The organism is Aeromonas sp. R2-4 (assembly GCF_040908365.1).
Lineage (GTDB): Bacteria > Pseudomonadota > Gammaproteobacteria > Enterobacterales > Aeromonadaceae > Aeromonas > Aeromonas veronii.
In genome coordinates this window covers 139,266-165,676 of sequence record NZ_JBFODO010000004.1, presented here as the reverse complement: position 1 = coordinate 165,676, position 26,411 = coordinate 139,266, and the positions used below count along the sequence as shown (strand labels likewise).

General features: G+C 58.0%; 24 protein-coding genes and 4 tRNA genes. 12 read left to right on the top strand and 16 right to left on the bottom strand.

All coding sequences use genetic code 11. From position 1 onward, the window contains the following. The first annotated feature begins 3 nt into the window (after nt 1-3). Nucleotides 4-91: transfer RNA gene (locus AB5Z05_RS02305), tRNA-Ser, on the top strand. A gap of 291 nt (nt 92-382) precedes the next feature. Here AB5Z05_RS02305 and AB5Z05_RS02300 read toward each other — a convergent pair. The 8 genes from AB5Z05_RS02300 to AB5Z05_RS02265 all read right to left on the bottom strand — a co-directional run bounded on the left by AB5Z05_RS02300 (nt 383) and on the right by AB5Z05_RS02265 (nt 6,750). Next, the gene (locus AB5Z05_RS02300; RefSeq protein WP_368150000.1) at nt 383-1,105 is read right to left on the bottom strand and encodes an AcvB/VirJ family lysyl-phosphatidylglycerol hydrolase; all 723 of its coding nucleotides are present in this window, start codon (nt 1,103-1,105) and stop codon (nt 383-385) included. Nucleotides 1,106-1,116: 11 nt separating this feature from the next. Next, nucleotides 1,117-3,666 (bottom strand): bifunctional lysylphosphatidylglycerol flippase/synthetase MprF, encoded by a 2,550-nt coding sequence (gene mprF / locus AB5Z05_RS02295; protein WP_368149999.1) that lies wholly within the window; start codon nt 3,664-3,666, stop codon nt 1,117-1,119. A 153-nt stretch (nt 3,667-3,819) separates the two neighbouring features. After that, nucleotides 3,820-4,002, bottom strand: a complete 183-nt coding sequence (locus AB5Z05_RS02290; protein WP_005359970.1) for a hypothetical protein — start codon at nt 4,000-4,002, stop codon at nt 3,820-3,822. A 54-nt stretch (nt 4,003-4,056) separates the two neighbouring features. Next, nucleotides 4,057-5,382, bottom strand: coding sequence for a two-component system sensor histidine kinase RstB (gene rstB / locus AB5Z05_RS02285; protein WP_118853938.1), 1,326 nt, complete (start codon nt 5,380-5,382; stop codon nt 4,057-4,059). 21 nt (nt 5,383-5,403) lie between these two features. Further along, the gene (gene rstA / locus AB5Z05_RS02280; protein ID WP_330124429.1) at nt 5,404-6,114 is read right to left on the bottom strand and encodes a two-component system response regulator RstA; all 711 of its coding nucleotides are present in this window, start codon (nt 6,112-6,114) and stop codon (nt 5,404-5,406) included. A 317-nt stretch (nt 6,115-6,431) separates the two neighbouring features. Then, nucleotides 6,432-6,507, bottom strand: a tRNA-His gene (locus AB5Z05_RS02275). Nucleotides 6,508-6,559: 52 nt separating this feature from the next. Continuing rightward, nucleotides 6,560-6,636 (bottom strand) — tRNA-Arg (locus AB5Z05_RS02270). Nucleotides 6,637-6,673: 37 nt separating this feature from the next. Beyond that, nucleotides 6,674-6,750, bottom strand: a tRNA-Pro gene (locus AB5Z05_RS02265). Between the two features lie 213 nt (nt 6,751-6,963). Between AB5Z05_RS02265 and folD the strand changes: the two genes are divergently transcribed. Continuing rightward, a complete protein-coding gene (folD, locus tag AB5Z05_RS02260; RefSeq protein WP_368149998.1) occupies nt 6,964-7,818 on the top strand; it encodes a bifunctional methylenetetrahydrofolate dehydrogenase/methenyltetrahydrofolate cyclohydrolase FolD in 855 nt (284 codons plus the stop codon). Nucleotides 7,819-7,935: 117 nt separating this feature from the next. On the opposite strand, the gene cspD is transcribed toward folD, so the two are convergent. After that, nucleotides 7,936-8,154, bottom strand: a complete 219-nt coding sequence (gene cspD, locus AB5Z05_RS02255; RefSeq protein WP_005300025.1) for a cold shock-like protein CspD — start codon at nt 8,152-8,154, stop codon at nt 7,936-7,938. A gap of 229 nt (nt 8,155-8,383) precedes the next feature. Between cspD and clpS the strand changes: the two genes are divergently transcribed. Beyond that, nucleotides 8,384-8,701: an ATP-dependent Clp protease adapter ClpS gene (clpS, locus tag AB5Z05_RS02250; RefSeq protein ID WP_005337111.1), complete on the top strand. Its 318-nt coding sequence runs from the start codon at nt 8,384-8,386 to the stop codon at nt 8,699-8,701. Between the two features lie 59 nt (nt 8,702-8,760). Next, nucleotides 8,761-11,016, top strand: a complete 2,256-nt coding sequence (gene clpA, locus AB5Z05_RS02245) for an ATP-dependent Clp protease ATP-binding subunit ClpA (protein ID WP_368149997.1) — start codon at nt 8,761-8,763, stop codon at nt 11,014-11,016. A 68-nt stretch (nt 11,017-11,084) separates the two neighbouring features. Here the strand turns inward: clpA and infA are convergent, their stop codons facing one another. The 3 genes from infA to aat form a co-directional block, all read right to left on the bottom strand. Then, nucleotides 11,085-11,303, bottom strand: coding sequence for a translation initiation factor IF-1 (gene infA, locus AB5Z05_RS02240; RefSeq protein WP_005300033.1), 219 nt, complete (start codon nt 11,301-11,303; stop codon nt 11,085-11,087). A 68-nt stretch (nt 11,304-11,371) separates the two neighbouring features. Continuing rightward, nucleotides 11,372-12,088, bottom strand: a complete 717-nt coding sequence (locus AB5Z05_RS02235; RefSeq protein WP_127006603.1) for an arginyltransferase — start codon at nt 12,086-12,088, stop codon at nt 11,372-11,374. Continuing rightward, nucleotides 12,085-12,792, bottom strand: a complete 708-nt coding sequence (gene aat / locus AB5Z05_RS02230; protein WP_127006602.1) for a leucyl/phenylalanyl-tRNA--protein transferase — start codon at nt 12,790-12,792, stop codon at nt 12,085-12,087. The genes AB5Z05_RS02235 and aat overlap by 4 nt, the downstream gene beginning before the upstream one ends. A gap of 19 nt (nt 12,793-12,811) precedes the next feature. Here aat and AB5Z05_RS02225 point away from each other — a divergent pair, with 19 nt between their 5' ends. Next, nucleotides 12,812-13,282 (top strand): glycine zipper 2TM domain-containing protein, encoded by a 471-nt coding sequence (locus AB5Z05_RS02225; RefSeq protein WP_058059142.1) that lies wholly within the window; start codon nt 12,812-12,814, stop codon nt 13,280-13,282. 108 nt (nt 13,283-13,390) lie between these two features. Here AB5Z05_RS02225 and AB5Z05_RS02220 read toward each other — a convergent pair whose 3' ends face one another. The 3 genes from AB5Z05_RS02220 to ald form a co-directional block, all read right to left on the bottom strand. Continuing rightward, on the bottom strand, nt 13,391-14,638 hold the full coding sequence (locus tag AB5Z05_RS02220; protein WP_127006600.1) for a diguanylate cyclase: 1,248 nt from the start codon (nt 14,636-14,638) through the stop codon (nt 13,391-13,393). Nucleotides 14,639-14,700: 62 nt separating this feature from the next. Beyond that, a complete protein-coding gene (gene trxB / locus AB5Z05_RS02215; protein ID WP_019445530.1) occupies nt 14,701-15,651 on the bottom strand; it encodes a thioredoxin-disulfide reductase in 951 nt (316 codons plus the stop codon). Nucleotides 15,652-15,836: 185 nt separating this feature from the next. Beyond that, nucleotides 15,837-16,952: an alanine dehydrogenase gene (gene ald / locus AB5Z05_RS02210; protein WP_058059143.1), complete on the bottom strand. Its 1,116-nt coding sequence runs from the start codon at nt 16,950-16,952 to the stop codon at nt 15,837-15,839. A 150-nt stretch (nt 16,953-17,102) separates the two neighbouring features. Between ald and lrp the strand changes: the two genes are divergently transcribed. The 5 genes from lrp to serS all read left to right on the top strand — a co-directional run bounded on the left by lrp (nt 17,103) and on the right by serS (nt 24,014). Beyond that, complete coding sequence (gene lrp, locus AB5Z05_RS02205) at nt 17,103-17,594, top strand: leucine-responsive transcriptional regulator Lrp (RefSeq protein ID WP_005300047.1); 492 nt, start codon at nt 17,103-17,105, stop codon at nt 17,592-17,594. Between the two features lie 202 nt (nt 17,595-17,796). Further along, on the top strand, nt 17,797-20,307 hold the full coding sequence (locus AB5Z05_RS02200; protein WP_158113149.1) for a DNA translocase FtsK: 2,511 nt from the start codon (nt 17,797-17,799) through the stop codon (nt 20,305-20,307). A gap of 80 nt (nt 20,308-20,387) precedes the next feature. After that, nucleotides 20,388-20,996, top strand: coding sequence for an outer membrane lipoprotein chaperone LolA (gene lolA, locus AB5Z05_RS02195; RefSeq protein ID WP_041202312.1), 609 nt, complete (start codon nt 20,388-20,390; stop codon nt 20,994-20,996). A 76-nt stretch (nt 20,997-21,072) separates the two neighbouring features. Continuing rightward, nucleotides 21,073-22,410, top strand: a complete 1,338-nt coding sequence (locus tag AB5Z05_RS02190) for a replication-associated recombination protein A (protein WP_368149996.1) — start codon at nt 21,073-21,075, stop codon at nt 22,408-22,410. 308 nt (nt 22,411-22,718) lie between these two features. Further along, a complete protein-coding gene (serS, locus tag AB5Z05_RS02185) occupies nt 22,719-24,014 on the top strand; it encodes a serine--tRNA ligase (RefSeq protein WP_005337087.1) in 1,296 nt (431 codons plus the stop codon). 2 nt (nt 24,015-24,016) lie between these two features. Here serS and AB5Z05_RS02180 read toward each other — a convergent pair whose 3' ends face one another. After that, on the bottom strand, nt 24,017-24,193 hold the full coding sequence (locus tag AB5Z05_RS02180; RefSeq protein ID WP_155395816.1) for a hypothetical protein: 177 nt from the start codon (nt 24,191-24,193) through the stop codon (nt 24,017-24,019). Nucleotides 24,194-24,201: 8 nt separating this feature from the next. On the opposite strand from AB5Z05_RS02180, the gene AB5Z05_RS02175 reads away from it, so the two are divergent. Both AB5Z05_RS02175 and purF read left to right on the top strand, forming a co-directional pair. After that, on the top strand, nt 24,202-24,690 hold the full coding sequence (locus AB5Z05_RS02175) for a CvpA family protein (protein ID WP_005337086.1): 489 nt from the start codon (nt 24,202-24,204) through the stop codon (nt 24,688-24,690). 21 nt (nt 24,691-24,711) lie between these two features. After that, nucleotides 24,712-26,232, top strand: a complete 1,521-nt coding sequence (gene purF, locus AB5Z05_RS02170; RefSeq protein ID WP_042063846.1) for an amidophosphoribosyltransferase — start codon at nt 24,712-24,714, stop codon at nt 26,230-26,232. The last annotated feature ends 179 nt before the right edge of the window (nt 26,233-26,411 follow it).

Below are 26,411 nucleotides of genomic sequence, written 5' to 3'. Positions count from 1 at the left end.
TTTGGTGAGGTGTCCGAGTGGCTGAAGGAGCACGCCTGGAAAGTGTGTATACGGCAACGTATCGAGGGTTCGAATCCCTCCCTCACCGCCAAATTGCAAAGCCCTGATGGAAACATCAGGGCTTTTTGCTTTCTGGCGCAATCCCCGCGTGGTTGCAGGCATAGGAATGCGAATCTTCATTCTTGATGGCGCATCAGGCTGAACCGCTTGGGCAATCGCAGTGAAAAGCCTCGGTGACTTTGACGCCACGGCCAACCCATTGGTCGATCCTTTTAAAGTTTCCGCCCGATTCAGTACAAGGGCCTCTCGCAAGAGAGGCCCTTTTCATTGCTCGCTGATTTGCCCTGCTCGGTACTTGAAAGGCATTCCGTGGTGATGCCGGTTAATGCTCCATAGTCAGCGGGTCCGGGGACAGGTTCAGATGCTTGGTGATGGCCTGATAGAGCTGGGGGTAGTTATCGTCAAAATGGTGTCCTCCCGGCAGGGTGACGCTGGTGACGTTGGGTTGGTTGAGACGGGGGCAGAGGCGGTCGCCGTCATCATCATCGGCACCTTGCAGGCAGAGCATCGGCAGATCCCGGATGGTCTTCACCTGCGGCTCGGTCGGGTAGCTGCGCGCCTTGTGGGTCAGCATATCGCTGACGTGGATCTCGAAATCCGAGCTGGTGGAGGGGGAGAGCATCACGGCCCCGACCAGCCCCTGACGATAGTGCTCCGGCAACCGGTTGATGACGAAGGGGGCAATCTCTGCACCAAACGAGAAACCGACCAGCAGCCAGCGGGGGCGCTGCCAGCGGGCCTGATAATCGTCGAGGATCCGCTCCAGATCGGCGGTCACCTGCTCCGGGGTTTTCTTCTTCCAGTAGTAGGTGAGGGAGCTCCAGCCCACGACCGGCATGCCGTGCAGCTGAAACTGGGCGCTCAACCCCTTGTCGAGGGCCGCCCAGCCACCATCCCCGCTGAGAAAGATCACCATGGGGGCGTCGGATGGCTGCTTGACCGGCAGCTCAATCAGGCTCAGGTCATCCTTGACCGGGGCGGCGTGCGCCGCAAAAGATGAAACGGGCAGTACGAGACTGAGTAACAGCAATATCAGGGCTCTCATTGGCCATGCTCCTATTTCTTGATTAGCCCCAGCGGGCCGCGGCTAATCAGGGTGATCAGGTGAGTCAGGGTTCTGGGCAGTACCAGCTTGCTGCTGCAGAGCAGGTAGCGGGGTTCCCAGCGGGGCGAAAATTTCTCCTTGTAGCGTCTGAGCCCCTGAAAGTTGTAAAAACGGCTGCCACGCACAAACAGGGTATTGCCAAGGCGGGCCCAGTAGCTGCCGAGCGGGTGATCGTTGAACCCGGACATGGGGGCCATCCCCAGATTGAAGCTGGCGTACCCCTGCGCCTTGCCCCACAGCAGCAGCTCGACAAAGAGAAAATCCATGATGGGGGCGGTGCCGGTATCCAGGCTGTAGCGCATCAGATCGATGGAGAGGGTCTCCTTGTTGTCGCTCACCCAGAGGTTGGCAAAGCCGACGATCTGCCCCTCGTGCCACACCAGCGCAGCCGGGCTCAAGGTCAGGTAGTCAGGCTCGAAACGGCCGACCGAGAAGCCCTTCTCCTTGCCCATCTTGCTCTGCAGCCAGGTATCGGAGACGGTCTGTAATCTGGGCAGCAGGGGGGCCACCGCACTTGCCTCGACCACCTCGAAGGTCAATCCTTCCCGTTTGCCCTTGGCGTGGCTCTGGCGCAGGTTGCGCAGGCGGCTGCCTGCCAGATCGAAGGTAGCCAGATCGACCATCGCCTCTTCACCGAGCTTGAAGGGGATCAGCCCCAGCTCCAGATAGAGCGGCAGATAGCGGGCTGACACCTGATAAAAGACCGGATTGGCGTCGTGTTCGTCACACAGCTCGCGAAATTGCCAGAGCAGCTCTTCGATCTGCTCGGGGCGACCGACCGGATCCCCCATTACAATCCAGCTGTTGCCCTCGATGCCATACATCAGGAAGGCGTCACCGGCGGGGTGGAACAGTAGGGACTTGTCCTGCAACTGGGCCAGATAGCCGTGGATCCCCCCTTCACGCACCACCAGTTCGTGGGCGCGCGCCAGCGTCTCCTTGTCCGGCTTTTCACCGACCACGCGCAGCGGCGCAAGCAACTGGGCAACCCCGGCCAAGGCCAGCACGGCCACCACGCTCCCCATGGCGCGCAGGCCGCGGGCCGCCTCGCTATGGGGTGAGAAGTGGAACCAGAGGGCGTGGTCATACTCCACCTGACGGTAGGAGAAGAGCAGCAGCCACAGTGCTCCCAACAGCACGGCGCCGACCGAGATGAGCCAGCCCGGGGTGTACTGGGGATAGAGCAGCGACCCCTTGCGATAGAAGAGAGAACGGCAGGGGGTCATGATGAGCAGGAAGCTGCCAAGCAGCAGGGCTGACTCCCAGTCCCCCCCCTTGAGCAGGGAGAAGGCGATACCCAGAGCCAGCAGCAGCTGGGTGATGCGAAACGCGGCGTCGTGACGGCGATAGAGGCTGCGCGCCAGCAGGATCAGGAGGATACCGCTCACGCTGCCGAGCACGTGGGAGAGCTCGAGCAGGTGGAGCGGCAGCACTTGCAGCCACACCTCGATGTGGCTGCGCATGGTCGGGATCATCCCCGAGCAGAGCAGCAGGCTACCGGCGGCGAAGGTGCCCATGCTGATAAGGGCAGGCAGAAATTCGCGCACTGCGCTCATCAGCCCCTGTAGCCGCTGCCAGCGCGCTTTTTGTTGCAGCATCTCCTGACTCGCAAAGAGCAGCAGGGCACAGAGAAAGGGAAGCAGGTAATAGATGCAGCGATAGAGCAGCAGCGAGGCGAGCAGCTTGTCGGTTGGCAGATAGTTAGCCAGCAACAGGCTCATGCTCGCTTCGAACACCCCAATCCCGCCCGGCACGTGGGCCAGCACCCCGAGGAAGCTGGCCAGCACGAAGGCACTGAGCAGCACGGGGTAGGGGACGCTATCGGTGGGCAACAGCACAAACAGCACGGCAGCGGCGGCCATCCAGTCAGCCAGCGCGACCAACAGTTGCAACAGACGAACCTTGAAGCCGGGCAGGGTCAGCGTGTGTTTCCGCCAGGAGAGACGTGGGGCGGGCCAGCAGAGGTAGCTGGCCACCAACAGCAGAGCCATGACGCCCGCCAGCCTGAGTAGAGTACCTGCCCATTGCGGCCAGTCAGGCAGCAGCTGTGATACATCGCAGGTCAGTAGGGCACCACCTCCCCACGCCAACAGGCCGAGGAAGAAGGTGATGGAGCAGAACAGCACCACGCGGGCCACTTCCCCGGTGGCGAGCCCCAGTGCGGAGTAGAGGCGATAGCGTACCGAGGTGCCGGTCAGCAGGGCAAATCCCAGGGTGTTGGAGAAGGTGTATGCGATAAAGGAGGTGATGCTGACCTGTTGCCAGGGAAGGCGCTTGCCCAGCGCATGGAGCGCCAGTATGTCATAGCTGCAGAGGCAACCATAACTGAGCAGGGTCAGCAACAGGGCGCCCGCTAGTCGCGGCAGGGGTTGGGACCAGATGGCCACACGAATATCGTGCCAGTGCCATGCCTGAGTCAGGTGATACAGCACGGTCAGTGCGGTGCCGAGCAGCAGCAAGCTGCACAAGGGGCCGAGCCATTTAAGCAGATGACGCCACATGCCATGTTCCTGTGGTCATTGACCGTTTCCCGCAAAGGGGGGGCCGGGTCGTGGATCCGGTTTGGACGAGGGAGGCGCTCGTCAGGAAAATTTCGGGAAGAGATGGAAAGGGAGGCGTCAGCCTCCCTCTGTGTTATCCAGTGACCGGTTGGATCACTTGGTTTTCGGCGCGACTTTGACGGCAGGGGTCTTGGCGTGGGTGGCTTTATGGTGTTTTTTCACCACCTTGGTCTGGGTCGTCTGCGGCGTGGCTGTCTTGGTCGGGGTGGCCGCCATGGTGAAACCGGAAGTGAGGGCGAAGACGGCTGCCAGGGTCAGGGGAATGATCTTTTTCATGTTCAATTTCCTTATTCGGGTTGATGTTATGGAGCGTTCTCCATGACAGTCATCCTATGACGGTTGCAGCGGCCCTTCAGTGAGCGGTTGGTGACGGTTTGTATCCAAATGTACAGGCAGGGTGAGGCAGACGCGGGCGCCGTGGTCACTGGCCAGCAACGCCACATCCCCCCCGTGATGACGGGCAATGCTGCGCACGATGGCCAGTCCCAACCCGGTGCCGCCGGTGCGACGATCCCGGCTCTGATCAAGGCGCACGAACGGTTCGAAGATCTGGGGCGCCAGCGCCGGATCGATCCCCGGCCCATCGTCGCTCACCTCCAGCAGATAGTTCTCCTGTAGCCGCGAGATGGAGAGGGTGACCTCGCTCTCGGCGTAGCGCAGAGCATTGCCGATCAGGTTCTCCACCGCGCGCGTCAGCAGACGCTGATCGCCGCACCAGGACATGTGACGTGGCGGCAGATCGAGGGTGAGCCTCTTCTCGGGGGCCAGCGCTTGCCAGTCGCCAAGATGCGCTTGTGCCCAGTGGCTGAGTTCAAGCTCGTCGCGCTGCAACGGCAGCTCGGGTCTATCCAGCTTAGCGTAGGTGAGCATCTCTTCGATCAGGGCGTCCAGCGCTCCCAGATCTCGCTCCAGCGCCTGCTGCTCCTGCTCGGCAGGGGCAGGATCGAGCATGGCAAGCCGATAGCGCAACCGGACCAGCGGGGTGCGCAACTCGTGGGCGATGGCATCGGTCAGTTGCTTGCGGCTGGCAATCATGGCCTGCAATTGGGTCGCCATTTGATCGAAGGTGCGTCCCACCCGGGCCAGACTGCTGCCCGGTGGCAGATTGGTTCGGCAGGAGAGATCCCCATCGCCTACGCGACGTGCGGTTTGCTCCAACTGCTGCAAGCCGCGCCAGTGGGGACGCAACCAGAGCAGAATGGGCAGGCCGAGGGATAGGCCGATCACCAGCAGCAGCCCCACATCGACCCAGTGCAGCTCGTGCAGGTAGGAGAGGTAGGGTACAGGGCCGACAATCAGCACCCGATCGGTATCGGGGATGCGCTGCAGGAAGGTGTCATCCTCCTCGACGATGACAATGTTGCCGGCGGCCAGAAAGGCTTGATCCTCGCTGGTCAGGGGCTGGCGCACCAGCTCGCCGATCTTGAGGGGGAGGGTAAACTGACTGCTCTGCTCGGCCAGCCGATCGGGCCAGCGCTCTGGCGGGGTTCTTGCCAACTCGCCGGTCAACAGGCCAAGAGAGCCCTGCATCATGCGTTCGAGATAGCGATCACCCGCCCGTTCGGCGGTCACCTGATATACCACACCAACCAGCAGGATGGCCAGGGTGAAGCAGCCGATCAGCAACAGATAGAACTGGATAAAGAGGCGGCGCATGGCGGTGCTCCCGAAAGAGGGTTATTCCCAGGCGTGGGGGACGAAGAGGTAGCCTTTCTGGCGCACCGTCTTGATCCGGGTCGGGTTGTCAGGGTTATCACCCAGTTTGCGGCGCAGGCGGGAGATGGCCACATCCATGCTGCGATCCTGGCCGTCATACTCCCGGCCGCGCAAGCTGCGAAAGAGGGCTTCCCGACTCAAAATTTGGCCCGCGTGACAGGCGAGCTCCCACAGCAGATCAAAGTCAGCGGTCGAGAGGGCAACGCTCTCGCCATCGAGCAGCACATCTCGCCCCGGGCCATCCACCCGCAGCCGACCAAATTGCAGTTGCTGTGGAACGCTGCTGGTGGCTGCCGGTTGGGTTGATGCTTGCTGGTGCTGGCGAAACTGCACCCTCAGTCTGGCCAGTAGCACGGGGGGCGGGGTGGTTTTAAGGATGTAGTCGTTGGCGCCTAGCTCCAGACTCAGGATCTGGTTCATGTCGCTGTCCAGCGAGGTGAGCATTACGATGGGGCCGTCGAAGCGCGGCCGCAGATCCCGACAGAGGGACATGCCATCCTGCCCCGGCAACATGATATCGAGCAGCACCAGATCGGGCTGTTCGGCCTCGACCCGAGCCAGCGCCATATCCCCTCTGGGCTCGAGGATCACGTCCATATCGTGGCGACCGAGCCAACTGCTGATGAGTTGGCCAATCTCGGGATCATCTTCGACAAAAAGAATGCGTTGCATAGAAAAGCTCCAACGGGAAGCAGGAGAGAAGAAGAGCGATCAGCATATCAATGGCGCCTGGGAAATACAGAAAAAGAACTAGGCAGGCTGATGTGTGGGGGAGTGTGGCTGTGTGTATCGATGGGGAGGCGCACATCGTGACAAATGGGCAGAGCCGCGTTTATCGATCTAGAGGATGATGGCCTTGCAGACAAGGTAAGGCGCTGTCGAGCGCAAAAACAAAAAAACCGGCCAAGGCCGGTTTTTTGCGGAGCAGACCAGAAGGTCACTGCACCAGGTCGATGGACATCACCTTACGGCGATTATCGACAGAATAATGGGGTGGCTGATGGGGCTCGAACCCACGACAACCGGAATCACAATCCGGGACTCTACCAACTGAGCTACAGCCACCACTGAAATTTTCATCAACGCTCGCCAATCCAGAAGGATTGGGGAACATCAATGGCGCGCCCTGCAGGATTCGAACCTGCGACCCACGGCTTAGAAGGCCGTTGCTCTATCCAACTGAGCTAAGGGCGCTTTATATCAACACGTCTTGAGGACGAGTCGATGAACATGGTCGGTGATAAAGGATTCGAACCTTTGACCCTCTGGTCCCAAACCAGATGCGCTACCGGACTGCGCTAATCACCGAAAATCCCTGACCAGCATATCGACATGAGTCGTACTGGGCAACGGGCGGGCATCATAGCCAAGCGTAAGGGCCAGCGTCAACGACTTTTTCCCCCAGTAAATTCAAGTGCCTACTTATTGCCCGCTACAGGTCTGGCGTGCGTCTGCCGCTAACATCCCGGCTAAAAAAATGCGACAATGCGCGGCAGTTGAACACATGGTGAGTGGAGAACGATGTCTGCCAAAATCATAGATGGAAAACAGGTTGCGCAAACGATTCGCAGCCAGGTCGCGGCGCAAGTCCAACAGCGGTTGGCGGCAGGGAAACGGGCTCCAGGGCTGGCAGTCATTCTGGTGGGGGCGGATCCCGCCTCTCAGGTCTATGTCGGCAGCAAACGCCGGGCATGTGAGGAGGTGGGGTTTCTCTCCCGCTCCTATGATCTGAGTGCAACCGCCAGTCAGGAAGAGTTGCTGGCGCTGATTGAACAACTGAATGCGGATAGCCACGTAGATGGCATTCTGGTTCAGCTGCCGTTGCCGGATCACTTTGATACCACTCAGGTGCTGGAGCGGATCCAGCCTGACAAGGATGTAGATGGATTTCACCCGTATAACGTCGGTCGTCTGGCCCAACGTATTCCGGCGCTGCGCCCTTGCACTCCGAAAGGGATCATGACACTGATCGAGACCACCGGTGTCAAAACCCATGGTTTGCACGCCGTTGTGGTCGGTGCTTCCAACATCGTCGGGCGTCCCATGACCCTCGAATTGCTACTGGCGGGCTGCACGACCACGACCTGTCACCGTTTTACCCGGGATCTGGAAGATCAGGTACGCCGTGCCGATCTGCTGGTTGTCGCAGTCGGCAAGCCCAACTTCATACCTGGGGAGTGGATCAAACCGGGAGCACTGGTAATTGATGTGGGCATCAATCGCCTGGCTGATGGTTCGCTGGTCGGTGATGTGGAGTTTGAGACGGCGCGCAGCCATGCCTCCTTCATTACTCCGGTACCCGGTGGTGTGGGCCCGATGACGGTCGCCAGCCTGATGGAAAATACCCTGATCGCCTGCAGTGAATATCACGACTGATTATGGCTGGTGATAACCCTGTGATCCCGTGAGGAGGCAGGATTCGCCAGAAATCTGACAATAAAAAACCGGTTGCTCAGAGAGGAACCGGTTTTTTATTTATCCAACGGGTGTTATTTACATATTTTGTGCTTCGTTTGGCACAATCACAGAGGCGTGATTTCCTTTCGGCCCCTGTTGCAGTTCAAAATTGACAGCCTGACCCGCTTTCAGGGTCTTGTAGCCCTCCATTTGAATCGTGGAGTAGTGAGCGAAGATATCCTCACCGCCCCCTTCCGGACAGATAAACCCAAATCCTTTTGCGTTGTTAAACCACTTAACTGTGCCGGTTGCCATACTTCTACATCCTTTTATTGATTACCCAGAAGTCGTTGAGTAACCTGCGCCAGCCCTTTATAACTAGGGACATGGGCCCATAGCAGACGGGCACAGATTAGCAAGTAACCAATCTAGTCTAACTTTTGAGCGAGTCAAGAAGTTGTTAACAGCTGATGTGATCTGGTTAACAAGTCTATTGACAACCTTGTGTTAGACGGTAGTAATCTAGAGGTACCAAAGCGCGATTATGAGCAAGCAGAAAGAACTCTTTGCTAATGAAGAGATTGCAGAAGCAGAGAAAACAAAGCTGCAGCCGCCACCCATGTATAAGGTTGTGTTGAACAACGATGACTACACGCCCATGGAGTTTGTGGTGGAGGTGCTGCAAAAGTTCTTTGGTATGGATTTGGACAAGGCGACTCAGGTCATGCTGAGTGTGCATTATAGTGGTAAGGGTGTCTGCGGCATGTTTACCGCAGAGATCGCCGAAACCAAGGTTGTCCAAGTCAACACCTATGCACGTAACAACGAACATCCACTGCTCTGTACTATGGAAAAGGCTTGAATCTGATGACTTGATGGCGAGTGTGACACCACATTGTAGCTGTACTAGGGGAGGTGCCTATGTTGAATAAAGATCTAGAAAAGACGCTGAACGAGGCTTTCAAACTGGCCCGTGACGAGCGCCACGAATTCATGACCGTCGAGCACCTGTTGTTAGCCCTTCTGGATAACAGTTCAGCCCATGAGGCGCTGAGCTCCTGTGGTGCCGATGTTGAGCAGATGCGCAAGGAGATCCGCGCATTCATCACCCAAACTACTCCGCTCATACCGCGCGATGATGAAGATCGGGAAACCCAGCCGACACTGGGCTTCCAGCGCGTGTTGCAGCGTGCCGTCTTCCATGTGCAATCCTCCGGCAATACCGAAGTCAGCGGCGCCAACGTGCTGGTTGCTATCTTCAGTGAGCAGGAGTCACAAGCTGCCTATTTCCTGAAAAAAGCCGAGATCAGCCGTCTCGACGTCGTCAATTTCCTCTCCCACGGGGTTCGCAAGGACAGCAAGCCTGATCTCGGCAGCAATAACAATCCCGAGTCTGATGATGATGTCTCGGCCGCCCAGATCGAGAGCTTTGCCACCAACCTGAACCAGCTGGTGCTGGAAGGGCGCATCGATCCGCTGATTGGTCGTGATCAGGAGCTCAACCGTACCATTCAGGTGCTCTGCCGTCGTCGCAAGAACAACCCGCTGCTGGTGGGTGAAGCGGGTGTGGGGAAAACCGCCATTGCCGAAGGTCTGGCCTATCGAATCGTTAAAGGCGATGTGCCCGAGGTGATTGCGGGCAGTACCATCTATTCGCTGGATATGGGTTCTCTGCTGGCGGGCACCAAGTACCGTGGTGATTTCGAGAAGCGCCTCAAGGTACTGCTCAAGCAGATTGAGCGTCAGGAAGGGGCCATCCTCTTTATCGACGAGATCCATACCATCATCGGTGCCGGTGCGGCATCCGGTGGTCAGCTGGATGCAGCCAACCTGATCAAGCCGCTGCTCTCCAATGGTTTGCTCCGCTGTGTGGGATCCACCACTTATCAGGAGTACGCCCAGATCTTCGAGAAAGACCGTGCGTTGGCCCGTCGCTTCCAGAAGATCGATATTGTCGAGCCGACTATCGATGACACCACTCGCATCCTGATGGGCCTCAAGAGTCGCTATGAAGCTCACCACGGCGTGCGCTATACCGCCAAGGCGATCCGGGCAGCTGCCGAGCTCTCTGCCAAGTACATCAATGATCGTCACTTACCCGACAAGGCGATCGATGTGATCGACGAGGCTGGCGCCGGTCAACGGTTGCTGCCTGCGAGCAAGCGCAAGAAAGTGATCAATGTGCAGGAAATTGAGTCCATTGTGGCCAAGATCGCCCGTATTCCGGAAAAATCAGTCTCCTCTTCAGATAAAGAAGTACTGAAGAACCTGGAGCGCAATCTGAAGATGGTGGTGTTTGGTCAGGATAAAGCCATCGAGGTGCTGACCGATGCGATTCGCCTCTCTCGTTCAGGTTTGGGTAACGAGCGTCGCCCGGTTGGTTGCTTCCTGTTTGCCGGTCCTACCGGTGTTGGTAAAACAGAGGTGACCCAGCAGTTGGGCAAGGCATTGGGTGTCGAGATGCTGCGCTTTGATATGTCCGAGTACATGGAGCGTCACACCGTCTCACGTCTGATTGGTGCGCCTCCCGGCTATGTTGGTTTTGAGCAGGGTGGTCTGTTGACTGATGCGGTGATCAAGCATCCTCATTCCGTTGTGTTGCTTGACGAAATTGAGAAAGCTCACCCGGACGTATTCAATCTGCTGTTGCAGGTGATGGACAACGGCACCTTGACCGACAACAACGGGCGCAAGGCGGATTTCCGTAACGTCATTTTGGTGATGACTACCAACGCCGGTTTGCAGGAGACTCAGCGCAAATCTATTGGCTTCCAGCAACAGGATTTGAGCCACGATGCCATGGCGGTGATCAACAAGACCTTCAGTCCGGAGTTTCGCAACCGGCTTGATCACACCATCTGGTTCAACCATCTGGATATGACAGTGATCCATCAGGTGGTCGACAAGTTCATTGTCGAATTGCAGGTTCAACTGGATGCGAAGGGAGTTTCTCTCGAGGTGTCAGAGCGTGCCCGCCACTGGTTGGCAGAGAAGGGATATGACAGAGCCATGGGCGCCAGACCGATGGGTCGGGTAATCCAGGAGCACCTCAAGAAACCCCTGGCCAACGAGATCCTGTTTGGTTCACTGGTTGACGGGGGAATTGTGAAGGTTGAGTTGGTAAATGACAGCCTCAGCTTTGATTTTCAGGTCAATGTTGAAGCTGTTTCCCACTAAGCGTTAGTGATCAGAAAACGACAAAAAACCCCAACCGAAAGGTTGGGGTTTTTTGCTGAATTCCTGGCTTAGCGAGAGCGGAAAACAATACGTCCCTTGGAGAGATCGTAGGGAGTCAGTGCTACCGTTACTTTGTCTCCAGTCAGGATACGAATGTAGTTTTTGCGCATCTTGCCTGAAATATGAGCGATAACCACGTGACCATTCTCCAGTTCCACACGGAACATGGTATTGGGCAGGGTTTCGAGAATAGTGCCCTGCATCTCAATACTGTCTTCTTTAGCCATTGAATCCTCTTGATAAGCCACAACAAAAAACCGCTGGATCATGCCGGATTTAAGGCTATGTGTAAAGTTTACTCGGGCTTGGTGTCGATATTTTTCCATTCCCCCTGAATTAACAGTTCATGAGGGAGGTAATTGCGTTTGTAATTCATCTTGCGACACGCCTCTACCAGATAGCCAAGATAGAGCCAGCTTCGCCCGGTTCGCCTGGCCAGATCGAGCTGGCAGAGGATGGCAAAGGTGCCCAGGGAGCGATCGGCATAGTCAGGATCGAAGAAGGTGTACATGGCGCTCAAGGAGTGGGGCAGCAGGTCTGTGGTGGCTACACCGATAAGGCGGCCATCTTTGCGCATCTCCAGGTAGAGCGGCGGCATCCAGTCACAATGGAGAAACCCACGATACTGGCTGCGGTTGGGGGGATACATGCTGCCATCGTGGTGGCGTTCGCGGATATAACGTTCGTAGAGCAGGTAATACTCGGGCTTGTCGTCGTAGCTCAGGACGATCTCGATATCTTTGTTGAGCTGGCGGATCCGCTTCTGGCCACGGCTGGGACGAAAGCGCTCGCTGTGAATTCGAAGGGATTGGCAGGCATGGCACGCCGGGCAGTGGGGGCGATAGATGTCGTTGCCACTGCGGCGAAAACCGGCAGTCAACAATCTCTCGTAGCCGTTGGCGTTGAGCAGATTGTGATCCATCAGTACCAGCAATTGCTCCTGCTCATGGTCCAGATAACTGCAGGGATGCTTGGGAGTCAGCCCTACTTTAAGGATCACTTCTTCAGTCATAGGCTGATCTCCCCCTCTTGCCAGCAGGAAGCCAACAGTGGTTGATGGCCAAGGCGCGCCAGCTCGGCCAGAAAACGGGCCCTTGGCCACTCCTCGATACCCAGGGTCGCCAGAAACGGATTCTGCATCTGGCAATCGATAAGTGCTCCACCATGGAGTGAAAAGTGTCGACAGAGTGCCACCATGGCAAGTTTGGCGCCGTTATCAATCCGGCTGAACATGGATTCACCGCAAAACAGTCGGCCGATAGAGAGGCCATACAGTCCCGCTTGCAGCTCTCCTTCCTGCCAGATCTCGATCGAGTGGGCATGACCCAGCCGATGCAACTGCTGGTAGGCCTCGATCATGGGTTGGCTGATCCAGGTGCCATCGGCAGTGCGACGAGGGGCGGCGCAGGCGGTGATGACTTCATTAAAGGCGCGATTGACGGAAAGATCGAATGGGGTACGGCGGATAATCTTCTGCAGTGTCCGCCCCACATGGAGTTGGTCGGGACGGATCACCCCGCGGGGATCCGGTGACCACCACAGGGTCGGCTGGTGGGGTTCATTCCACGGGAAGATCCCCTTGTGGTAAGCTGCCAGCAATCTGGCAGGGGAGAGATCCCCGCCGATCGCCAGCAAGCCGTTGGGCTCTTCCAGCGCATGGCTGGGGTCGGGAAACCAGCAAAGCTCATCATCCAGTTGGGTAAGATAGCGAGACATAAGGCAACGAGGTTCATAGATGAAGGCCATTATCCTGATAGTATCCAGCTTGCTCTGCTTTGTCACGGCGCCCGCCGGGGCGGAAGTCTACCAGCGCAATACCGCGCGGCCAGTCAATCAGGTGGTGTTTGGTCAGGTCGAAACGGTGCGCAATATTACCCAGCGCCAGATCCTGGAGTCCGAGCACTCTGGCTGGAAGACGCTGGGTGGTGCCGTGTTGGGCGGCCTGCTGGGCAACCAGTTTGGCGGCGGTCATGGTCGTGAAATCGCCACCGCCGTCGGGGCGCTGGCGGGAGCTGCAGCTGCGCAGCAATACCAGTCCGGGGGAACCGTGGTGGAAAACAAGTTGGTGGAGCTGCTGATCCGCAACGAGCAAAATGCCCTTATCAACGTGATCCAGGATTATGATCCCGCCATGGTTTTTACCAATGGGGACAAGGTGCGCATTCTCTACTTCGATGATGGGGTGCGGGTCGACAAGACCTACTGACTTTCGATAGTCATGGTGATGGGGAGATTGTGGAAGGAAAGGAACCCGCAGACTCTCCTGGTGGAAAGTCTGTCGGGCGGTAATACACGGGACTGATGCCCTGAGGATTCAGATAGCTGTCTCTTGAGAGACTATCTTGTCGCGACCGGTGTTCTTTGCCTGATAGAGCAGCCGATCCGCTACGCTCAGCGCCTCGTCCATGGATATCCGCCCGACGCTGATCACACCGTAACAGGCGCGAACAAACAGCGGGGTTTCCGGTGACAAGGGTTGCTGGCGCAGCTGCTGACGCAGCCCTTCAAGACGCTTGATCAACACGGGGACGGTACAGTGAGGCACCATCATGGCAAACTCCTCTCCGCCAAATCGGGCGATCATGGCATCGGGGAAGAACTGGGTCAGTAGCCGGGTCAGATGGCAGAGCAGTTGATCGCCGATGGCATGGCCCCAGTGATCGTTGACCTGCTTGAAGTGATCCACATCGAGCACACAGAGTGCAAGAGGCGTCTGCTGACGCTGATGCTCTTCAAACCATTTTTGCCCTTCGTTGAACCAGTAGCGCCGGTTGTAGAGACCGGTCAGGTAGTCACGATTGGCTGACTCCTGAATGCTGTTGAACTGCTCGAGCGCTTCCAGATTGTGGCTGACCCGACACTGCAGCTCTTCCGGCTCGAACGGCTGGTTGAGAAAGTCGTTGGCGCCTTGCTTGAGGTAGCGAGCAGAGAGACCGCGCTTGTCCGAGACCGAGATCCCGATAATCGCGAGCTGCTGCTTGCTGTATCGCTCTCTCAGCATCCGCACCAGACTGATGCCATCGATATCCGGCATATAGTAGTCGACCAGTGCCAGCCGGATGTCCGGGTGTTGCTCCAGCATCGCCATCGCTTCACGGGCATGACTGGCCTCATGCACCTGCAACAACTGCTTGCGCAACTGGGCCATGGTGCGGTGACGGGAGGTGCGTGAGTCGTCGACTACCAGCACTTCGATGGACTGGTTGAGATAGAGGCGGTGCACCAGACTGACGGCATATTGCAGCGAGTGGCGCGAATCCTTCATCACATAGTCCAGCACGCCGGTTTCCAGCCAGGCGGCACGTTTATCCTCGCTGATGTCGGCAGTGAGGATCACCACCGGCAAACCTCGAGCCAGCAGCTCGTTGACCGCTTCGCCACGGGGCGCATCCGGCAAGGTCAAGTCCACCAGCGCGACCACATACTCCTCTCCCCGACAGTGACGGGCACCTTCGAGGGTATCGAAGGCGTCAATCTCGAGGCCAGTTTGCTGGGCAATGGCCTGAGTCAGCATACGGCGGATGGTCAGGCTATCTTCGACAATCAATATCTTCTGTTTCATTAGACTCCTTTAAATAAAAAAGGCATACCGACTGGTATGCCTTATATCACAACTACGCTTGTTTATTGCGCGTCGAGGTAGCGTTCGGCATCGAGGGCTGCCATGCAGCCGGTACCGGCAGAGGTGATCGCCTGACGGTAGTTGTGGTCGGCCACGTCGCCGGCAGCGAAGACACCTTCAATGCTGGTCTGGGTGGCAAAACCGTCGAGGCCGCCACGTACCTTCAGATAGCCGTTTTGCATCTCCAGCTGGCCATCGAAGATCTGGGTATTGGGCTGATGGCCGATGGCGATGAAGACCCCCATCAGCGGCAGCTCGCTGGTGCTGTTGTCCTGAGTGTTGCGCAGGCGCACACCGGTGACCCCCATCTGATCCCCCAGCACTTCGTCCAGGGTCTGGTGGGTGTGCAGCACGATGTTGCCGCTCGCGACCTTGTCGTGCAGACGTTTGATCAGGATCTTCTCGGCACGGAACTCGTCGCGGCGGTGGATCAGGTGCACCTTCTTGGCGATGTTGGCCAGATACAAGGCTTCTTCAACTGCGGTGTTGCCGCCGCCGATCACCGCCACTTCCTGATTGCGGTAGAAGAAACCGTCACAGGTGGCACAGGCGGAGACGCCGCGACCCTTGAAGGCCTCTTCGGAGGGCAGACCCAGATACTTGGCGGAGGCGCCGGTCGCGATGATCAGGGCATCGCAGGTGTATTCGCCGTTGTCGCCCTTGAGACGGAACGGGCGTTGAGTCAGTTCGACACTGTTGATGTGATCAAACAGGATGCGGGTATCGAACTTCTCTGCATGCTCTTTCATGCGCTCCATCAGGGCCGGGCCGGTCAGCCCTTCCGGATCACCTGGCCAGTTCTCCACTTCGGTGGTGGTGGTCAGCTGACCCCCTTGCTGCATGCCGGTGATGAGCAGGGGATTGAGGTTGGCGCGGGCGGCATAGACGGCCGCGGTGTAACCGGCCGGGCCTGACCCTAAGATCAGCAATTTGCTGTGAGTGACTTGGCTCATGATGTCATTTCCGGGATGTGATGAGTTTGCGCGATTGTAGGTAATTCGTGATCCGGGGTCAAAGGCTGGTGAGTCGATTGCACTAATCGTGTTCACAAGGGGTGACATGCAAAATAAAGGAATAAAAAAACCGCCCATCGCGGGCGGATTTTCACTCATCTCCAACTGGCGCAGGCCAGCGCAGATCAGTTCAGCAGGGTTAGGGGATCCGTGTAGGCAAGGCCATGTGCCACGGCCACTTCCTTGCAAGTGAGCTTGCCCTCCATCACGTTGAGCCCGTGCAACAGGTTGGGGTCGCTCAGCAGTGCCTGACGATACCCTTGCTGGGCCAGCTTGATGATAAAGGGGAGGGTGGCATTGTTGAGCGCCACGGTCGAGGTGCGGGCCACCGCCCCCGGCATGTTGGCGACACAGTAGTGCACCACCTCATCGACGATATAGGTCGGATCCTGGTGGGTGGTGGCGTGGGAGGTTTCCACACAGCCGCCCTGATCGATGGCCACATCGACGATGGCAGAACCCGGCTTCATGCGCGCAATGTGGTCACGGCTGACAAGTTTTGGCGCAGTGGCACCCGGCACCAGCACGCCGCCGATGACCAGATCGGCCGCCAGCAGATGGCGCTCCAGCGTCTCGCTGTTGGAGTAAACCACCTTGGCTGCTCCCTGGAACTCGTTATCGAGACGACGCAAGGTATCGACGTTGTTGTCGAGGATGGTGACATCCGCGCGCAGGCCAATGGCCATGCGGGCTGCATTGGAGCCGACCACGCCGCCACCGATGATCACCACCTTGGCTGGTTCGACACCGGGTACGCCGCCGAGCAGCACACCGCTACCACCGCGCGATTTTTCCAGCGCTTGGGCACCCGCCTGAATAGACATGCGTCCGGCCACTTCCGACATGGGGGCCAGCAGGGGCAGACCGCCACGGCCGTCGGTGACGGTTTCATAGGCGATACAGATGGCGCCGCTTTTCAGCAGGGCTTCGGTCTGGGGCAAGTCTGGCGCCAGATGCAGATAGGTGAACAGGGTCTGACCCGGACGCAGCATGGCACATTCGACAGGCTGAGGTTCCTTGACCTTGACGATCATCTCGGCTTTGGCGAAAACCTCTGCTGCAGAGGCCAAAATTTCGGCTCCAACAGCGATATAATCTGCATCGCTGAAGCCAATGCCGTTTCCGGCACCGCTTTGGACGAAAACAGTATGGTTTCGTGCTGTCAGTTCACGTACACTGGCCGGAACCATGCCTACGCGGTATTCATGGTTTTTTATCTCTTTAGGTACACCGATAATCATGCTATCCCTCGTCTATAGATTGGTGTTTCATGTTGCCAAAATGTTAACCAACATTTGCGCCTAGTATATTCAGGTATTGACAGGATTTGTGACCATAATTATAAAATGACTGGTGATTCTTACCAAAAAATAGCCAAAGGATGGAATAAAATGATGGAAGCTAAGAGTCGGCTAAAGGATTTGGACAGGATTGACCGCAACATTCTTAATGAACTGCAAAAGGATGGCAGGATTTCGAATGTTGAGTTGTCCAAGCGAGTTGGCCTGAGTCCTACACCGTGTCTGGAACGGGTTCGTCGCCTCGAGCGACAAGGTTATATCGAAGGATATGCCGCTATTCTGAACCCTCATTATCTGGACGCATCTCTGCTGGTGTTTGTAGAGATAACCCTCAATCGCGGGGCGCCTGATGTGTTTGAACAGTTCAACAAGGCTGTTCAGGTGCTCGAAGAGATCCAGGAGTGTCATCTGGTTTCCGGTGACTTCGACTATCTGCTCAAGACCCGAGTCAGCGACATGTCGGCTTACCGCCGTCTGTTGGGGGAAACCCTGCTGCGTCTGCCCGGTGTCAATGACACCCGCACCTACGTGGTGATGGAAGAGGTCAAGCAGAGCAGTCGTCTGGTGATCAGCACCCGATAAAGCAGGTTATGCCGTGGTATCTTTCCCATATGAGACACCATGACAGTCAGAAACGAGCGGCCGGTCCGCTCGTTTCTTCTTGTAAAGATAATTGCAAATATGGCCCCGTCCCATCAGGCTCTGGCTGACAATCGATGGGCTTTTCGGGGATACTAGGCCCCCTTATTTCCTGCATTACATGTTTTCAGAAAGGAGCCGGAGTTTGGCCGATAAAAAGCTGTTTACTCCTTTATCAGGTACACAACGGATCTTCGAAGCCGTCTTGATCGCCATCACCCTGATGGCTGCTTATCTTCTGCTTGCCCTGTTGTCCTATCATCCCGCTGATCCCGGCTGGTCCCAGACCTCCTGGCAAGGGGAGGTAAAGAACCTCGCCGGTAGTGCCGGTGCCTGGCTCGCCGATATCACCATGTTTACCTTTGGTGCCTTCTCCTATCTGGTGCCGCCGCTGGTGGTGCTGCTGGGCTGGAGTCTCTTCTGGCGCCCGAGCCGTCTGCTCGATGTGGATTACCTCACCCTGGGGGTGCGGATCATCGGCTTTATCCTGACCGTGCTCGGCATGTCGGCCATTGCCAGCATGAACTTCAACGATATGCAAAACTTCTCCGCCGGTGGTCTGGTGGGGGATGTGATCGCTTCTGCCGTGGTGCCGCTGTTTGGCGGCGTCGGGGCCAACCTGATGCTGCTCTGCTTCGTGGCAACCGGCATCACCCTGTTTACCGGCTGGTCCTGGCTCACCATCGTCGAGCAGATCGGCGCGGCCTGTACCGGTTCGGTCAGCGCTGTTTACCACTTCCCGACCACCCTCGGCCGCTGGCTGACCGGTGGCTGGCGTCAACCCCGCAACGAGGGGCCGGATCCCTTGCTGGAAGGCGGGGTAGGGGCCATCGCGTTTGATGACGAGGAAGATGAGCCGCACACCAGCTGGACTCGCAAGCCCAAGGCCAAGAACCAGAAGGCTGCCTCCGAAGAGTGGCTGCCGGAACTCGACGACGATACCTTCGAGTTCGATCCCCAGTTTGATGATGAAGAGGACGAGCCGGCTCCGGCTGCCAAGCCCAAACGTGCGGTGGCGGCCGCCAATGGGCGCCGTCAGCCGGTACTGGCTGTGGCCGATGATGATGACGATCTGGATCTGCCCTGGGCCGAAGGGGACGACGAGATCGCCGCACCGGTAGCCGTCGCACCGACCAAGCCCAAGCGTCGTCCGCAATCTACGCTGCCGCCGTTGCCGAGTATCGAGCTGCTCGACCGTCCACCCGCCAAGACCCAGATGATGAGCAAGGATGAGCTGGATCGCATGGGCCGTCTGGTGGAGGCCAAGCTTGCCGACTACAACGTGCAGGCCAAGGTGGTCGGTGTCTATCCGGGCCCGGTCATTACCCGTTTCGAGCTGGATCTGGCGCCGGGCATGAAGGCGAGCAAGATCACCAACCTCTCGCGCGATCTGGCCCGCTCCTTGTCTGCCAGCAGCGTGCGGGTGGTGGAAGTGATCCCGGGTAAAACCTATGTCGGTATCGAGCTGCCCAACCGGGTGCGTCAGACCGTTTACCTGCGCGAAACCCTCGACTGCGATGCTTTCCGCGATAGCCGCAACCCGCTCACCATGGGCCTGGGTCAGGACATTGCCGGCGAGCCGGTGGTGGTGAACCTGGCCAAGATGCCGCACCTGCTGGTGGCCGGTACCACAGGTTCCGGTAAGTCGGTGGGGGTGAACACCATGATCATCTCGATGCTCTACAAGTCATCCCCCGATGATTTGCGTTTCATCATGATCGACCCCAAGATGCTGGAACTCTCGGTCTACGAAGGGATCCCGCACCTGCTGACCGAGGTGGTGACCGACATGAAGGATGCCGCCAACGCCCTGCGCTGGTGTGTGGGCGAGATGGAACGCCGTTACAAGCTGATGTCGGCGGTCGGGGTGCGCAACCTCAAGGGCTACAACGACAAAGTACTGGCCGCCATCGAGGAGGGGGAACCCCTGCTGGATCCGTTGTGGCGCCCGGGTGACTCCATGGATCAGATGCCGCCGGAGCTGGAGAAACTGCCCCACATCGTGGTGGTGGTGGACGAGTTTGCCGACATGATGATGATCGTCGGCAAGAAGGTGGAAGAGCTGATCGCCCGTATCGCCCAGAAGGCGCGGGCCGCCGGTATTCATCTTATTCTGGCGACCCAGCGTCCGTCGGTGGATGTCATCACCGGTCTTATCAAGGCCAACATCCCGACCCGGATCTCGTTCCAGGTATCGAGCAAAATCGACTCGCGCACCATCATCGATCAGGGGGGCGCCGAATCTCTGCTTGGTATGGGCGACATGCTCTACATGCCGGCTGGGACCTCCAACCCGACCCGGGTACACGGTGCGTTCGTCGATGACCACGAAGTGCACAAGGTGGTGGCGGACTGGAAACTGCGCGGCGAGCCGAACTACATCGAAGAGATCCTCTCCGGTGAGTCGGGTGGCGAAGGTGGCAGCGGCGAATATGGCGGTGGTGGCGATGAAGAGCTCGACCCCTTGTTCGACGAAGCGGTCGCTTTCGTGGTGGAGTCCCGCCGTGGCTCGACCTCCAGCGTCCAGCGCAAGTTCAAGATTGGTTACAACCGGGCAGCCCGTCTCATCGAGCAGATGGAGAATCAGGGCATCGTCAGCTCACCGGGTGGCAATGGTCAGCGCGACGTGCTGGCACCGCCGCCGGTGCGGGACTAAGCCTCACCGTTTCATACTATCCCTGGCCATGCCCTCCGCGGGCGTGGCCTTTTATCGAGAGCGTCTTTATGAAGAGCGTGATGAAAAAACAACTGTTGATGGGTACCGTGCTGCTGATGGCCAGCAGCCAGGTGTGGGCCGATGCGGCCAGCGATCTCAAACAGAAGCTGGCGGGGGTGAGCCTCTTCTCCGCCAAATTTGCCCAGACCGTCTATGACAGCAAGGGCAAGGAGCTGCAAAAGGCCAGCGGCGACCTGCTGGTGCAGCGGCCAAACCGTTTCAACTGGCACACTACCTCGCCGGACGAGAGCCTGATCGTGGCAGATGGTCAGGATGTCTGGGTCTATGATCCCTTCGTCGAGCAGGTCACCGCCCTCAAGCTGAAAGATGCGGTGCTCAACACCCCCTTTATTCTGATCGCCGGCAATGACGACAAGTTCTGGAAGAACTATGACGTGACCCAGCAGGGGGATGTCTACACCGTCACCAGCCGCAACAAGGATGAGCTGATTGCCTCCTTCCGTGTCACCTTCGACAGACAAGACAACATCAGTCGTTTCGATGTGAAAGAGGCGCAAGGGCAGTGGAGTGAATTCACCCTGAGCAGCTTCAACCGCAAGCCGGTGCTCAAGGGCAACGAATTTGTTTTCAAGATCCCGAAGGGGGTCGAGCTGGACGACCAGCGCTAATGAGCAAGCGGTCGTTTGATTGCTCGCCACCGCACCAGTCAAAGGCGAGTGGCGTGACGCTGGGTGGTCAATACAGATGAGTAACTTGTCGCTGGATTTCTCATCGGATTTTCGTCCGCTGGCGGCCCGGATGCGGCCGCAAAACCTCGACCAGTATATCGGTCAGCAACATATCCTGGGGGCTGACAAGCCCCTGCGCAAAGCGATCCTGGCGGGTCACTGCCACTCGATGATCCTGTGGGGGCCGCCCGGTACCGGCAAGACCACGCTGGCGGAGCTGATGGCTCACTACTGTCAGGCGGAAGTGGAGCGACTCTCTGCGGTCACCTCCGGTATCAAGGAGATCCGTGCCGCCATCGACAAGGCGAAGGAGAACAGCTGGCGCGGGGTGCGTACCATCCTGTTCGTGGATGAGGTGCACCGCTTCAACAAGAGCCAGCAGGATGTGTTCCTGCCCCACATCGAAGATGGCACCATCACCTTTATCGGTGCCACCACCGAAAACCCCTCGTTCGAACTCAATAACGCACTGCTCTCACGAGCTCGGGTATATCTGCTCAAGCGACTGGAGGAGAGCGATATTCTCGCCATGCTCGATCAGGCGATGACCGATCCCCGTGGTCTCAATGATCCGGCACTCACCTTTGCCCCCGGCGTCAAAGAGGCGTTGGCCAAGGCGGTGGATGGGGACGGGCGAAAATCCCTCAACTATCTGGAGCTGTTGGCCGATATGGCCGAAACCGACTGCACAGGGGCGCGGGTGATCGACAGTGCCCTGCTCGCTGCCGTGGTGGGGGAGCACGTGGCCCGCTTCGACAAGGGGGGCGATCACTTCTACGACCTCATCTCCGCGGTGCACAAATCCATTCGCGGCTCGGCGCCGGATGCGGCGCTCTACTGGTATGCCCGTATGGTGAGCGCCGGTTGCGATCCCCTCTATATCGCCCGCCGCTTGCTGGCGATTGCCTCGGAAGATGTGGGCAATGCCGATCCGCGCGCCATGCAGGTCGCCCTGTCGGCCTGGGATTGCTTCCATCGGATCGGGCCGGCGGAAGGGGAGCGGGCCATCGCCCAGGCGATCGTCTATCTCGCCTGCGCCCCGAAAAGCAATGCGGTCTATACCGCCTGGAAGGCGGCGCTTCATGATGCCAAAAACCTCCCTGACTTCGAGGTGCCGGTACACCTGCGCAATGCGCCGACCAAATTGATGAGCGATCTGGGCTATGGCGCCGAGTATCGCTACGCCCATGACGAGCCGGGCGCTTATGCTGCGGGCGAGCAGTATTTTCCGCCCGAGCTGGCGGGCAAGCAGTACTACCAGCCCACCGATCGCGGCCTTGAAAAGCAGATTGGTCAGAAGCTCGATTACCTCCATGAACTGGACAGGCAAAGTCCGCAGCAACGGGGCAAATAGCCCCTTTGTTACCCCGCGTGGCTGAAAATTGGTCAGGCGTTTGAATATGCAGGACGGTTTGCGTGTCAAAGTCGGTAAAAACGACACAAATAGTCCCTGTTCGGGCGGGGGGGCGGTCTGCTACACTGCCCGTCTGACCCCGCTTGTCTTGGCCTTGCGCCATCTTCTTGATCTCGAAGGCCTGTGATAGTTAAGGCCCGATTCTGAAGACGATTGGGGTGCGCCAACCGATGTTAACTTCCGGATCTGTTTCCCAGCCCGTCATGACGACTCAGGCCCAGATCCCATTTTAAAAAAGTAGGTAAACCATGCTGGATCCCAAATATCTGCGCAGCGATATCGAAGAGGCTGCCGCTCGTCTGGCGACACGTGGCTACGTTCTGGACGTAGCGGCTGTCAACGCTCTGGAAGAGAAACGCAAGGATCTGCAGTCCCGTACCCAGGAGCTGCAGGCCGAGCGCAACGCCCGCTCCAAATCCATCGGTGAAGCTGCCCGTCGTGGTGAAGATGTTGCCCCGCTCAAGGCCGAAGTGACCAAAATCAACGACGAGCTGGAAACCAGCAAGGTCGAGCTGGATGCCCTACTGGCCCAGCTGAAAGCCATTGCCGACGCCATCCCCAACCTGCCGAGCGAAACTACTCCGGTGGGCCGTGACGAGAACGACAACGTGGAAGTGCGCCGCTGGGGGACCCCGCGCGAGTTCAGCTTCCCGGTACGCGATCACATCGATCTGGGCGAAGCGGCCAAGGGCGTTGACTTCAAGAATGGCGTCAAACTCTCCGGTACCCGTTTTGTGGTGATGAAGGGTCAGATTGCCCGTCTGCACCGTGCCCTGGCTCAGTTCATGCTGGATCTGCACACCCAGCAGCACGGTTACACCGAGTGCTACGTGCCCTATCTGGTGAACCCGGACAGCCTCTATGGCACCGGTCAGTTGCCGAAATTTGCCCAGGATCTGTTCAACACCGGTATCGAGGGTGAAGGGGAAGAAGAGGGCAAGGTGCGCAAGTTCTCTCTGATCCCGACCTCCGAAGTGCCGCTCACCAACATGGCCCGTGACGAGATCTTTGACGCGCAAGAGCTGCCAATCAAGATGACCGCTCACAGCCCCTGCTTCCGCTCTGAAGCCGGTTCCTACGGTCGTGATACCCGTGGCCTCATCCGTATGCACCAGTTCGACAAGGTCGAAATGGTTCAGCTGGTTCACCCGGAGAAATCTTGGGATGCACTGGAAGAGATGGTGGGTCACGCCGAGAAGGTGCTGCAACTGCTGGAGCTGCCGTATCGCGTGATGGCGCTCTCTACCGGTGACATGGGCTTCTGCGCTTCCAAAACCTACGATCTGGAAGTGTGGCTGCCGGCCCAGAACACTTACCGCGAGATCTCCTCCGTCTCCAACTGCACCGACTTCCAGGCGCGTCGCATGCAGGCTCGCGTGCGTATCGACGGCAAGCCGCAGCTGCTGCACACCCTGAACGGCTCCGGTCTGGCAGTGGGTCGTACTCTGGTTGCCGTGATGGAAAACTACCAGCAGGAAGATGGCCGCATCGCCATCCCGGCTGCGCTGCAATCCTACATGGGTGGCCTGACCCACATCGGGTAAGCTCACGCCGCAGACCACAACGCCATGGCATTGCCATGGCGTTGTGCATTCTGGCGCCGATCAACCGTTTTAGTGCTGAAAAAATGCGGCTTTTCGGCGTCGCTTTGAACAGTTAACACATTTTTATCAAGCAATGCGCAATCGTTTTTGTTAGACTGCGCCGCAATTTCGCAGGACATCTTTTTCTATGGTCTGGATTGATTACGCCATCATCGGCATCGTCGGTTTTTCTGCTCTCATCAGCCTGGTGCGCGGCTTCGTCAAGGAGGCCATGTCTCTTGTCACCTGGTTCGTCGCCTTCTTTATTGCCAGCCATTTCTATCCCGATCTCGCCGTCTATTTCACCTCCTTCTCCGACGCGCTGGTTCGCAACGGTCTGGCCATCGCGGCGCTGTTTGTGGCGACTCTGATCCTCGGCAGCGTGGTCAACTATGTGGTGGGCCTGTTGGTGGACAAGACGGGTCTCTCCGGTACCGATCGGGTGCTGGGGGTCTGCTTCGGTGCAATTCGCGGGGTGCTGATCGTCAGTGCCCTGCTTTTTTTCATGGATACCTTCACCAGCCTCTCCCAGAGCGACTGGTGGGTGGCATCCAAGCTGGTGCCGGAGTTCAAGCCGGTGATCCAGTGGTTTTTCGGGTTCATGTTGAACTCATCCAGTTTTCTTAAACAGGTATAGTGACTTCGAGGTAGCAAAGACATGTGTGGTATTGTCGGTATAGTTGGCACCACCCCCGTCAATCAGGCCCTCTACGACGCCTTGACGGTGTTGCAGCACAGGGGACAGGATGCCGCCGGGATCGTGACCATTGATAGTGGAAACTTCCGGCAACGCAAGGCCAATGGCCTGGTGAAGGACGTGTTTGAAGTGCGCCACATGCAGCGTTTGCAAGGGAACATCGGCATAGGTCATGTCAGATATCCCACCGCAGGTAGCTCAAGTGCCGCTGAAGCCCAACCTTTTTATGTGAACTCGCCCTACGGCATGGTGCTGGCCCATAACGGCAACCTCACCAACGCCAAGGAGCTCAAGGAGCAGCAGTTCAAGGTCGCCCGTCGCCACATCAACACCACCTCCGACTCGGAAGTGCTGCTGAACGTGCTGGCCCACGAGCTGGATCGCTGTGACAAGATGGCCCTGCGTCCCGAAGATATCTTCGCCGCGGTGCGCAGAACCCATCAGCAGATCCGCGGCGCTTATGCGGTGGTCTCGCTGGTGATTGGCCATGGTCTCATCGGTTTTCGTGATCCCAACGGCATTCGCCCGCTGATCCTCGGTCGTCGTCAGGACGAGCTTGGCCAGGTGGAGTACATGCTCGCCTCCGAGAGCGTGGCGCTCGACGCCATCGGTTTCGAGACGGTACGGGATATTGCGCCGGGTGAAGCCATCTACATCACCGAGCAGGGCCAGCTCTTCTCCGAGCAGTGTGCGGAGAACCCGCAGATGAGCTCCTGCATCTTCGAATATGTCTACTTCGCCCGTCCCGATTCGTGCATCGACAAAGTCTCGGTCTACGCTGCCCGCCTCAACATGGGCCGCAAGCTGGGTCAAAAGATTGCCCGCGAGTGGGAAGATCTCGACGTCGATGTGGTCATTCCCATCCCCGAGACCTCCTGTGACGTGGCGCTGGAGATCGCCCACACCCTGGACCTGCCATACCGTCAGGGCTTCGTGAAGAACCGCTACATCGGACGTACCTTCATCATGCCGGGCCAGACCCAGCGCAAAAAGTCGGTGCGTCGCAAGCTCAACGCCATCAGCTCCGAGTTCAAGGGCAAGAAGGTGTTGCTGGTGGATGACTCCATCGTGCGCGGTACCACGTCCGAGCAGATCATCCAGATGGCCCGTGAAGCAGGGGCAGCCAAGGTTTACTTCGCTTCGGCGGCACCGGAAATTCGATTCCCCAACGTCTACGGTATCGACATGCCCACCGCCAACGAGCTGATCGCCCACGGCCGTGAAGTGGAAGAGGTGTGCAAGCTGATTGGCGCCGACGGCCTGATTTTCCAGGATCTGGAAGATCTGGAAGCGGCAGTGCGGGAGATCAACCCGGACCTGCGTCACTTCGAGACCTCGGTCTTCAATGGCCACTACGTCACCTCCGACGTGGACCAGTCCTATCTGGATCACCTCAATGCCTTGCGCAACGATGATACCAAAGCGGTGCGTGAATGGCAGGAAGGCACCAGCAATCTGGAAATTTTTAACGAAGGCAGTTAAACGTTTGCGGTTTTGCCGGATGGGATAGCGAGATGGGGGCCAGTGGCCCCCATTGTCGTTTCTACCTCGCACGGGCAGAAGGGAGAGGTGATATCTGTTTGAAAAACATCCGTTTATCTTGCCGGATATGGGCATGGCCAGCGGGATCCGCTAGCATAGGCGGCAACATATATGACCGA

Excerpts from the sequence above, each read along its gene's own strand:
- trxB (WP_019445530.1), bottom strand. The coding sequence starts at position 15,651 with ATGAGCCAAGTCACTCACAGCAAATTGCTGATCTTAGGGTCAGGCCCG.
- AB5Z05_RS02290 (WP_005359970.1), bottom strand. The coding sequence starts at position 4,002 with ATGAAAAAGATCATTCCCCTGACCCTGGCAGCCGTCTTCGCCCTCACT.
- ald (WP_058059143.1), bottom strand. The coding sequence starts at position 16,952 with ATGATTATCGGTGTACCTAAAGAGATAAAAAACCATGAATACCGCGTA.
- AB5Z05_RS02190 (WP_368149996.1), top strand. The coding sequence starts at position 21,073 with ATGAGTAACTTGTCGCTGGATTTCTCATCGGATTTTCGTCCGCTGGCG.
- AB5Z05_RS02225 (WP_058059142.1), top strand. The coding sequence starts at position 12,812 with ATGAAGGCCATTATCCTGATAGTATCCAGCTTGCTCTGCTTTGTCACG.
- purF (WP_042063846.1), top strand. The coding sequence starts at position 24,712 with ATGTGTGGTATTGTCGGTATAGTTGGCACCACCCCCGTCAATCAGGCC.
- lrp (WP_005300047.1), top strand. The coding sequence starts at position 17,103 with ATGATGGAAGCTAAGAGTCGGCTAAAGGATTTGGACAGGATTGACCGC.
- cspD (WP_005300025.1), bottom strand. The coding sequence starts at position 8,154 with ATGGCAACCGGCACAGTTAAGTGGTTTAACAACGCAAAAGGATTTGGG.
- rstB (WP_118853938.1), bottom strand. The coding sequence starts at position 5,382 with ATGCGCCGCCTCTTTATCCAGTTCTATCTGTTGCTGATCGGCTGCTTC.
- folD (WP_368149998.1), top strand. The coding sequence starts at position 6,964 with ATGTCTGCCAAAATCATAGATGGAAAACAGGTTGCGCAAACGATTCGC.
- mprF (WP_368149999.1), bottom strand. The coding sequence starts at position 3,666 with ATGTGGCGTCATCTGCTTAAATGGCTCGGCCCCTTGTGCAGCTTGCTG.
- AB5Z05_RS02235 (WP_127006603.1), bottom strand. The coding sequence starts at position 12,088 with ATGACTGAAGAAGTGATCCTTAAAGTAGGGCTGACTCCCAAGCATCCC.
- infA (WP_005300033.1), bottom strand. The coding sequence starts at position 11,303 with ATGGCTAAAGAAGACAGTATTGAGATGCAGGGCACTATTCTCGAAACC.
- serS (WP_005337087.1), top strand. The coding sequence starts at position 22,719 with ATGCTGGATCCCAAATATCTGCGCAGCGATATCGAAGAGGCTGCCGCT.
- clpA (WP_368149997.1), top strand. The coding sequence starts at position 8,761 with ATGTTGAATAAAGATCTAGAAAAGACGCTGAACGAGGCTTTCAAACTG.
- rstA (WP_330124429.1), bottom strand. The coding sequence starts at position 6,114 with ATGCAACGCATTCTTTTTGTCGAAGATGATCCCGAGATTGGCCAACTC.
- lolA (WP_041202312.1), top strand. The coding sequence starts at position 20,388 with ATGAAAAAACAACTGTTGATGGGTACCGTGCTGCTGATGGCCAGCAGC.
- AB5Z05_RS02300 (WP_368150000.1), bottom strand. The coding sequence starts at position 1,105 with ATGAGAGCCCTGATATTGCTGTTACTCAGTCTCGTACTGCCCGTTTCA.
- AB5Z05_RS02175 (WP_005337086.1), top strand. The coding sequence starts at position 24,202 with ATGGTCTGGATTGATTACGCCATCATCGGCATCGTCGGTTTTTCTGCT.
- clpS (WP_005337111.1), top strand. The coding sequence starts at position 8,384 with ATGAGCAAGCAGAAAGAACTCTTTGCTAATGAAGAGATTGCAGAAGCA.
- AB5Z05_RS02180 (WP_155395816.1), bottom strand. The coding sequence starts at position 24,193 with ATGTCCTGCGAAATTGCGGCGCAGTCTAACAAAAACGATTGCGCATTG.
- aat (WP_127006602.1), bottom strand. The coding sequence starts at position 12,792 with ATGTCTCGCTATCTTACCCAACTGGATGATGAGCTTTGCTGGTTTCCC.
- AB5Z05_RS02220 (WP_127006600.1), bottom strand. The coding sequence starts at position 14,638 with ATGAAACAGAAGATATTGATTGTCGAAGATAGCCTGACCATCCGCCGT.